The 7,882-nt window shown below is 69.5% G+C and carries 5 protein-coding genes; all 5 read left to right on the forward strand.

The features are described from left to right. The first annotated feature begins 116 nt into the window (after positions 1-116). The gene (locus K3A84_RS15040; protein WP_225010162.1) at positions 117-884 is read left to right on the forward strand and encodes an alpha/beta fold hydrolase; all 768 of its coding nucleotides are present in this window, start codon (positions 117-119) and stop codon (positions 882-884) included. Then, positions 881-1,822, forward strand: a complete 942-nt coding sequence (locus tag K3A84_RS15045; protein WP_225010163.1) for a tetratricopeptide repeat protein — start codon at positions 881-883, stop codon at positions 1,820-1,822. The genes K3A84_RS15040 and K3A84_RS15045 overlap by 4 nt, the downstream gene beginning before the upstream one ends. Beyond that, positions 1,819-2,811: an LLM class flavin-dependent oxidoreductase gene (locus K3A84_RS15050; RefSeq protein WP_225010164.1), complete on the forward strand. Its 993-nt coding sequence runs from the start codon at positions 1,819-1,821 to the stop codon at positions 2,809-2,811. The genes K3A84_RS15045 and K3A84_RS15050 overlap by 4 nt, the downstream gene beginning before the upstream one ends. A gap of 172 nt (positions 2,812-2,983) precedes the next feature. Next, positions 2,984-7,669, forward strand: coding sequence for an NAD-glutamate dehydrogenase (locus tag K3A84_RS15055; RefSeq protein WP_225010165.1), 4,686 nt, complete (start codon positions 2,984-2,986; stop codon positions 7,667-7,669). Positions 7,670-7,756: 87 nt separating this feature from the next. Then, on the forward strand, positions 7,757-7,882 hold a 126-nt coding region (locus tag K3A84_RS15060), incomplete at its 3' end, for an FAD-dependent oxidoreductase (protein WP_225010185.1).

Genomic DNA, 7,882 nt, shown 5'->3' on the forward strand with positions numbered 1-7,882 from the left:
GGGGGTGCAGCAACAGCCTTTGGAGCGGGGGCAGGTTGGCTTGGTCCATGGTACGCCAGTCTCGCAGCTTGGCGTAAACATAGCGTTGTTGCGCCAAACCCGATAGGCAAGCGACCATGACCGTCGACCAGATCGTGCCCGTCCAGTACGTCGCAGGCCCGCACGGCCTGCGCCTCGCCCACCGTTTCCTGGCTGGCACCGAACCTGCGCTGGTGTTCCTGCCGGGGTACATGTCCGATATGGCGGGCGGCAAGGCCGAGGCGGTGCTGGCCCATGCCGCAGCGACGAATCGCGCCTGCCTGCTGCTCGACTATTCGGGCTGCGGCCTGTCCGAAGGCGCTTTTGCCGAGGGCACGCTTTCGCGCTGGCGGGACGAGGTCGTGGCGCTGATCGCTGCCTTGGGCATCGACCGCGCGGTGCTGTGCGGTTCGTCGATGGGGGGCTGGCTGATGCTGCTGGTCGCGCGCGCCCTGCCGCAGACGGTGCGGGCGCTCGTCGGGATCGCCGCCGCGCCCGATTTCACCGACTGGGGTTTCGACGCTGCGCAAAAGGCGGCGCTGGCTGCGGGGCAGACGCTGTTCGAGGACAACCCCTACGGTCCCGAACCGACCCCCACCTACGCCGCGTTCTGGCGCGATGGCCAAGCCCAGCTTCAGCTCGACGGCGCAATCCCCTTCGACGGGCCGGTCCGCCTGATCCACGGGCAGGCCGACGCGGACGTGTCGTGGGAGACCTCGCTGCGCCACGCCGCCGCCCTGCGTTCAGCGGACGTGCAGGTCCATCTGATCAAGGACGGCGACCACCGCCTCTCGCGGCCGCAGGATATCGCCCTGCTGCTGCACACGCTCGACGAGCTTGTCGGGGCGCTTGCAGGCGGGGCATGAAGGACGCTGACACGCCGATGATCTTCCCGCTTCCCCTCTTCGCCGCGCTGGCCATGCCGCTTCCCCAGGCCTCGGCGGCCATGATGCAGATCGGCCCCAATCCCTCGCCGCAGCAGGCCTCGCCGCTGCCGATCTCGCGCCGCCGCCGCATCGTCGAGACCGCGCCCGCCGCAGAGCCTGCCGCAGCGAAGCAGCAGATGCCCGACCGGCTGGCCGCCTGCCTTGCCACCGGCGCCAAGGATCTGACCGCGGGACTCGCGTCGGCGCGGCTGTGGCGCGACGATGCGAAAACCGATTTCGAGCGCACCCGCGCCAACCAGTGCCTGGGCCTGCTGCTCAACGAAAGCGGCGACTATGCCGGGGCGGAGACCGCCTTTGGCGCCGCCATCGCCGCGATTCCGCCCGAACAGGCGACATCCTCGCTTCAGCTCCTTGCCATGGCGGGCAATGCCGCGCTGGCAGGCGGGGAAGCGGACAAGGCGGTCGGCTGGTTCGACAAGGCCGTCGCGCTCAAGGCCGGGGCCGACAACGCGACGCTGGGGGGCATCCAGGCCGATCGCGCCCGCGCGCTGGTCGCCGCCGGGCGCATGGCCGAAGCGGGTGGTGCACTCGATGAAGCGCACCGCCTCGCCCCCGACGATCCCGAAGGCTGGCTGCTGTCGGCCACGCTCGCCCGCCGCAACGGCGACCTGCCGCGCGCGCAACGCGACATCGAGATCGCCGCCAACCTCGATCCGCGCGATCCGGCGATCGGGCTGGAGGCGGGCGTCATCGCCGTGCTCGACGGGCGCGATGCCGCTGCGATGAAATCGTGGGACTCGGTGATCCGCACCGCGCCCGACGGCCCCGAGGCCAAGACCGCGCGCGGCTACCTTGAACAACTGGGGCCTGCTCCCACATCGGGCGCACCCGCAGCGGAAAAGAAAGCGACTCCATGAAGCTCTCCGTCCTCGATCTGGTCCCCGTGGTCGAGGGCGGCACCGTCGCCCAGGCCCTCGCCGATGCCGCCGCGCTGGCGCAAGTGGCCGAGGCCTGCGGATACAACCGCTACTGGGTGGCAGAGCACCACGGCATGGAAGGGATCGCCAGCGCGGCGGTCGCGGTCACGCTGGCGCATATCGGCCATGCCACCCGCACCATCCGCATCGGCGCGGGCGGCATCATGCTGCCCAACCACAACCCGCTGGTGATCGCCGAGCAGTTCGGCACATTGGATGCGCTGTTTCCGGGGCGCATCGACCTCGGCCTGGGCCGCGCGCCGGGGGCCGACCAGCGTATCGTCCAGGCCTTGCGCAAGGACGTGAACCGCGCTGCCGAGCACTTCGGCGACGACGTGTTTGAGCTTCAGCTGCAGTTTGCAGGCGACAAGCGCCTGCCGTTGCAGGCCACCCCCGGCCTTGGCGCGGCGCCCCGGTTGTGGATTCTCGGCTCCAGCCTTTTCGGCGCGCAGCTCGCGGCGATGCTGGGCCTGCCCTATGCCTTCGCCTCGCACTTCGCGCCCGACCATCTCGATGCGGCACTGAAGATGTACCGCGAGCGCTTCACCCCTTCGGCCGCATTGGACAAGCCATACGTCATGGCCGCGATTAACGTGATCGCTGCGCCGACCGACGAGGAAGCCGTGCTGCTCGCATCATCGATGGACCAGAGCTTCGTGCGTCTGCGCACCGGCAGCCCCGGCAAGCTGCCGCCGCCGGTGCCCGGCTATCGCGACACCTTGCCGCCGCAGGCCGAGGCGATGCTGGCGCACATGCGGCAGGTGTCCGCGATCGGGAGCCCTGCCACCGTGCGCGAGCGGCTGGAAGCGTTCCAGGCCCGCACCGGTGCGGACGAGCTGATCGTTTCGGGCTCGACCTTCGATCCCGCGTTGCGCCGCCGCTCGCTGGAACTGACCATGGAAGCCGTTCAAGGCCTTGTCGCGGCCTAGGCATTGGCCCGGAGCGGTGCGCGGCATGGGCTGTTAAGGCGTGCGGTACGAGTTTCTTCGTCTTGCGGTCGCGCAACGACAGTTCTAGGATAAGAACTAATAGTGCGAACTATTGTCATAAAATTATAACGGCGCGACCACGCGACTGCGCCTTTCAGCGGGATAGAACGCCATGGCCACCCAGTCCGCCCCTTCGTCCTCCGCCGAGCCGGCGCTGTTGGCCCACACGCTGGCCAGCCGCTTCGCCGCCGCGCTGTTGCCTGCCGAACAGGCCGATTTCGATGCCGAGCGGCTGGCGCAGGCGGCGACCTTCACGATGATCGCGGCGCATCGGCGGCGGGGCAGCGAACCGTCGATGGCGATCGAAAGCGTCGGCGGTAGCGAGACCAGCAGCCGTTACCTGCGCATCGCCGTGGTCAACGACGACATGCCCTTCCTCGTCGATTCGATCACCGCCACGATTGCCGCGCAGGGTCTGTCGATCGACCGGCTGGTGCACCCCGTGGTTGCGGTGCGCCGCGATGGCGAGGGCCATCTGATCGCGTTCCCGGATGGCGAGGCGCCGGGAGAGATCCGCGAATCGGTGGTATATCTTGAAACCGAACGTGCGGATGCCAAGGCGCGCCGCGACCTGACCAACGCGCTGGCGGCCACGCTTGCGGATGTCCATGCCGCCGTCGCCGACTGGTCGCGCATGCAGGCCGCGATGCAGGAGGACGCGCGGCGCCTTGCCGATCCCGAAGGCGCGGCGCTGCTGCGCTGGCTGGCGGACGGGATGCTGACCCAGCTGGGCCATGTCTCCCGCCGTCGCGATGGCAGCGAGGACGACCGGCTGGGCATCTGCCGCGCCAGCGACCAACCGCTGCTCGCGCCTTCGTCCTACGAGCGCGCCTTTGCCTGGTTCGAAAGCGGTGGCGAACGCGGCGCGGGTCGCGCCCCGCTGATCGTCAAGGCCAACCGTATCGCGCGCGTCCATCGCCGCGTGCCGCTCGACCTGTTCATCGCGCCCGTGATCGAGGGCGGGCAGGTGGTCGCGCTGTCCGTCCATGCGGGTGTGTGGACCAGCGCCGCGCTCGCCGCCGCGCCCGACCGCATCCCGCGCATGCGCACCCAGCTCGCCGACCTGATGGCGCAGTTCGGCTTCGCCGCCTCCGGCCATGCGGGCAAGGCGCTGGTCCATGCGCTGACCGCGCTGCCGCACGACCTGCTGATCGGGTTCGACGACGCCGACCTCGCGCGCATCGCCACCACGATGATGAGCCTGGTCGACCGCCCGCGCCCGCGCCTCGCGCTGGTGCGCGCGCCGCTCGCGCGGCATCTGTTCGCCTTCGTCTGGCTGCCGCGCGACGTGCAGTCGACCGAAGTGCGGTTGCAGGTCAAGGCCATGCTCGAAGCCGCGAGCGGCGCGCAGGTGCTCGACTGGAGCCTGCAGGTCGAAGGCGGCACGCTGGCCATGATGCGCTTCGTGCTCGACATCCGCGACGGGCAGGACGTGCCCGACGAAGCCACTTTGGATGCGGCGCTGCAGGCCATGGTGCGCGGCTGGGCGGGCGCGGTCGAGGCCGAGCTGGCCCGAACCGAGGATCCGGCCCGCGCCGCTGCGCTCGCCGCGCGCTATGCCGAAGGATTCCCGGTGGGCTACCGCTCCGCGCAGGGCCCGGCGGAAGCGGCGGGCGACATCCGCGTGCTGCGCGGCCTCAACGGCGCCAATGCCCCACGCCGCGCGGTGCGCCTGCACCGGCTGGCGGGCGAGGAAGGCCTGCGGCTCAAGCTCTACCAGCGCGAAGGCGCGATCGTGCTGTCGGACGCCGTGCCGGTGCTCGAAAACTTCGGCTTCCGCGTGCTGGAGGAAGTGCCGACCGCGCTCGACAAGGGGCGGCTGGGCTTCATTCACGATTTCCTTGTCGGCACGCCGCCTGACAGCCAGGTCGACGATCTTCTGACGCGCGCGCCCGCGATCGAGGCGTCGCTGGCCGCCGTGCTCAACGTCGCGGCCGAGGACGATGCCTTCAACCGGCTGATCGTGGCGGTGGGGCTCTCCGCGCGCGAGGCGAACTGGCTGCGCGCGTGGTTCCGCTACCTGCGCCAGACCGGGCTGTCGTTCACCATCCAGACCGTGGTCGATGCACTGCGTCATGCGCCGCAGGTCACCCGCGGCCTCGTCGCGCTGTTTACCGCGCGGCACGACCCGGCGTTCAAGGGCGAGCGCGGGGCCGCCGAAGCCGATGCCGCAGACGCGATCCGCAGCGGCCTCGCCAATGTCGCGGCGATCAACGACGATCGCCTGTTGCGCGCCTTCCGTGCCGTGGTCGAAGCGGTGCTGCGCACCAATGCCTTTGCCCCGGCGGGTGAGGAAGCGCTGGCCTTCAAGATCGATTCTGCGCTCGTGCCCGGCCTGCCCAAGCCGGTGCCCTGGCGCGAGATCTTCGTCTATTCGCCCCGCGTCGAAGGTATCCACCTGCGCGCAGGGCCGGTGGCGCGCGGGGGCCTGCGCTGGTCCGACCGGCGCGACGACTTCCGCACCGAGATCCTCGGGCTGATGAAGGCGCAGCGCGTGAAGAACGCGGTGATCGTGCCGACCGGGGCCAAGGGCGGCTTCTATCCCAAGCAGTTGCCCGATCCGGTGCGAGACCGCGAAGGCTGGCTGGCAGAGGGCAAGGGCAGCTACCAGGCCTTCATCCGCACGCTGCTGTCGATCACCGACAACATTGTCGAAGGCGCGGTGGTCCACCCGGCGGGCGTCGTCATCCGCGATGGCGATGATCCCTACTTCGTGGTTGCGGCGGACAAGGGCACGGCCACGTTCTCCGACGTCGCCAACGCGATTGCGGCCGAACGCGGCTTCTGGCTCGACGATGCCTTCGCCAGCGGCGGGTCGAAGGGCTATGACCACAAGGCCATGGGCATCACCGCCAAGGGCGCCTGGCTCTCGGTACGCCGCCATTTCCTTGAAATGGGCGTGGACGTGCAGGCAGAGCCCGTGCGCGTGGCGGGTTGCGGCGACATGTCTGGCGACGTGTTCGGCAACGGCATGCTGCTCAGCCAGTCGATCAGGCTGGTCGCCGCGTTCGATCATCGCCACGTGTTCCTCGATCCCGATCCCGATCCGGCGGCAAGCTGGGCCGAACGCGCGCGGATGTTCGCGCTGCCGCGTTCGAGCTGGGACGATTACGACAAGGGCCTGATCTCCCAAGGTGGCGGCGTCTTCCCGCGCACGATGAAGGCGATCCCGCTCTCCCCGCAGGTGCAGGCGATGCTGGGTGTGTCGGTGGCCGAGAGCGACCCCGATTCGCTGATTTCGCTGATCCTGCAAAGCCCGGTCGATCTGCTGTGGTTCGGCGGCATCGGCACCTATGTCCGCGCCAGCCACCAGAACAACGTCGAGGTCGGCGATCCTGCCAACGATGCGGTCCGCGTCACCGCGAATGAAGTTCGCGCCAAGGTGATCGGCGAGGGCGCGAACCTGGGCACGACGCAGGCCGCACGCATCGAATTCGCGCTCCACGGGGGCCGCATCAACACCGACTTCATCGACAATTCGGCTGGCGTCGATTGCTCGGACCACGAGGTCAATATCAAGATCGCGCTGGCCGCGGCCAAGCGCGCCGGGCGGCTCGACGAGGACGGCCGCGTCAAGCTGCTGGTCGAGATGACCGATGCGGTCGCGCATCTTGTGCTGGAGGACAACCGGCTGCAGGCGCTGGGCCTGTCGATCGCCGAGCGCGGCGGCGCAGCGGCGGTGCCTGCCTTCGCGCGGGTGATCGACGTGCTGGAAGAAGGCGGTGACCTCGACCGCAGGACCGAGGGGCTGGCACTGCCTGAGGACTATGCCCGGCGTGCAGGGGCCGGGCTGGGCCTCACCCGGCCCGAACTGGCGGTGCTGGTGTCGAGCGCCAAGCTGGTGCTGCAGCGTGCGCTGGAGGACAGCGCGGTGGTCGACGATCCGGTGATGGAAGTCGAGTTGCTCGCCGCCTTCCCGTCGCAGATGCAGGAGCGGTTCGAGACCGATATCGTCCACCATCGCCTGCGCCGCGAAATCATCGCCACCAAGCTGGCCAACCGCATCGTCAACCGCATGGGGCCGGTCCATCCGTTCGAGCTGATGGAGGAGGAAGGCTGCACGCTGGCGCAGGTCGCTGCCGCCTTCGTCGCGGCGGAACGGCTGCTCGACCTGCCCGAAACCTGGCGCCTGCTCGACGAGACGGCGATGGCCGAAGATCAGCGCATCGCGATGTTCGAGCGTGTCGCGCGCGCGCTGCGCGGTCATGTCGCCGACGTGTTGCGCGCCGGGCGTGGCACGATGTCGCCCGATGCGCTGATCGAGGATCTGGCGGGCGGCGTGGGCCTGCTCTCGCACACGGCGGCAGAGCTTCTGCGCGGAGAGGCGCAGGCGCAGGCGCGCCGGATGCGGCAGGATCTTGCTGCGCAGGGCGTGCCGCAGGACATCGTCGCGCGGGTCGCGCACCTGTTCGATCTCGATGGCGCGATCGGCCTCGCCCATCTTGCGGGCGAGCTGAACGTCGATGCCGCGCGGCTGACCGGCGCTTTCGCCGATCTCGGCGCGGGGCTGGGACTGGACTGGGCGCAGCAGGCGGCGGCCCGCGCGAATCCATCGGACACGTGGGAGCGCCTGCTCGTGTCGGGGCTGGCGCGCGATTTCCAGCAGATGCGGCTCGATTTCCTCGCGCGAAAGGGCGGGGGAGACCCCGATGGCGCGGTTGCCAGCTGGTTTGCCGCGCACGAAGTGCCGGTGCGCCAGTTCCGTGCGCTGATCGCGCGGGCGCAAGCCAATCCGGTGCCAGCCCCCGCCATGCTCGCCCAGATCGCCAGCCAGGCGCGCACGCTTCTGGCGCGGTGATCTTTGCAGGAATGGACTTTTTGACAACGCTCAGTTGACGCGCCCGCCTTTTTTGCCAAATCCCGCGCAACACGTGGAGGATTTCGGATGGAAAAGGCGGACGTAGTCATTGTCGGAGCGGGTCACGGTGGCGCGCAGGCGGCCATCGCGCTGCGGCAGAACGGTTTCGAGGGCTCGATCCTCGTGCTGGGGCGCGAGCCGGAACTGCCGTAC

Origin of the sequence: Novosphingobium percolationis, assembly GCF_020179425.1 — a bacterium.
GTDB classification, from domain to species: domain Bacteria; phylum Pseudomonadota; class Alphaproteobacteria; order Sphingomonadales; family Sphingomonadaceae; genus Novosphingobium; species Novosphingobium percolationis.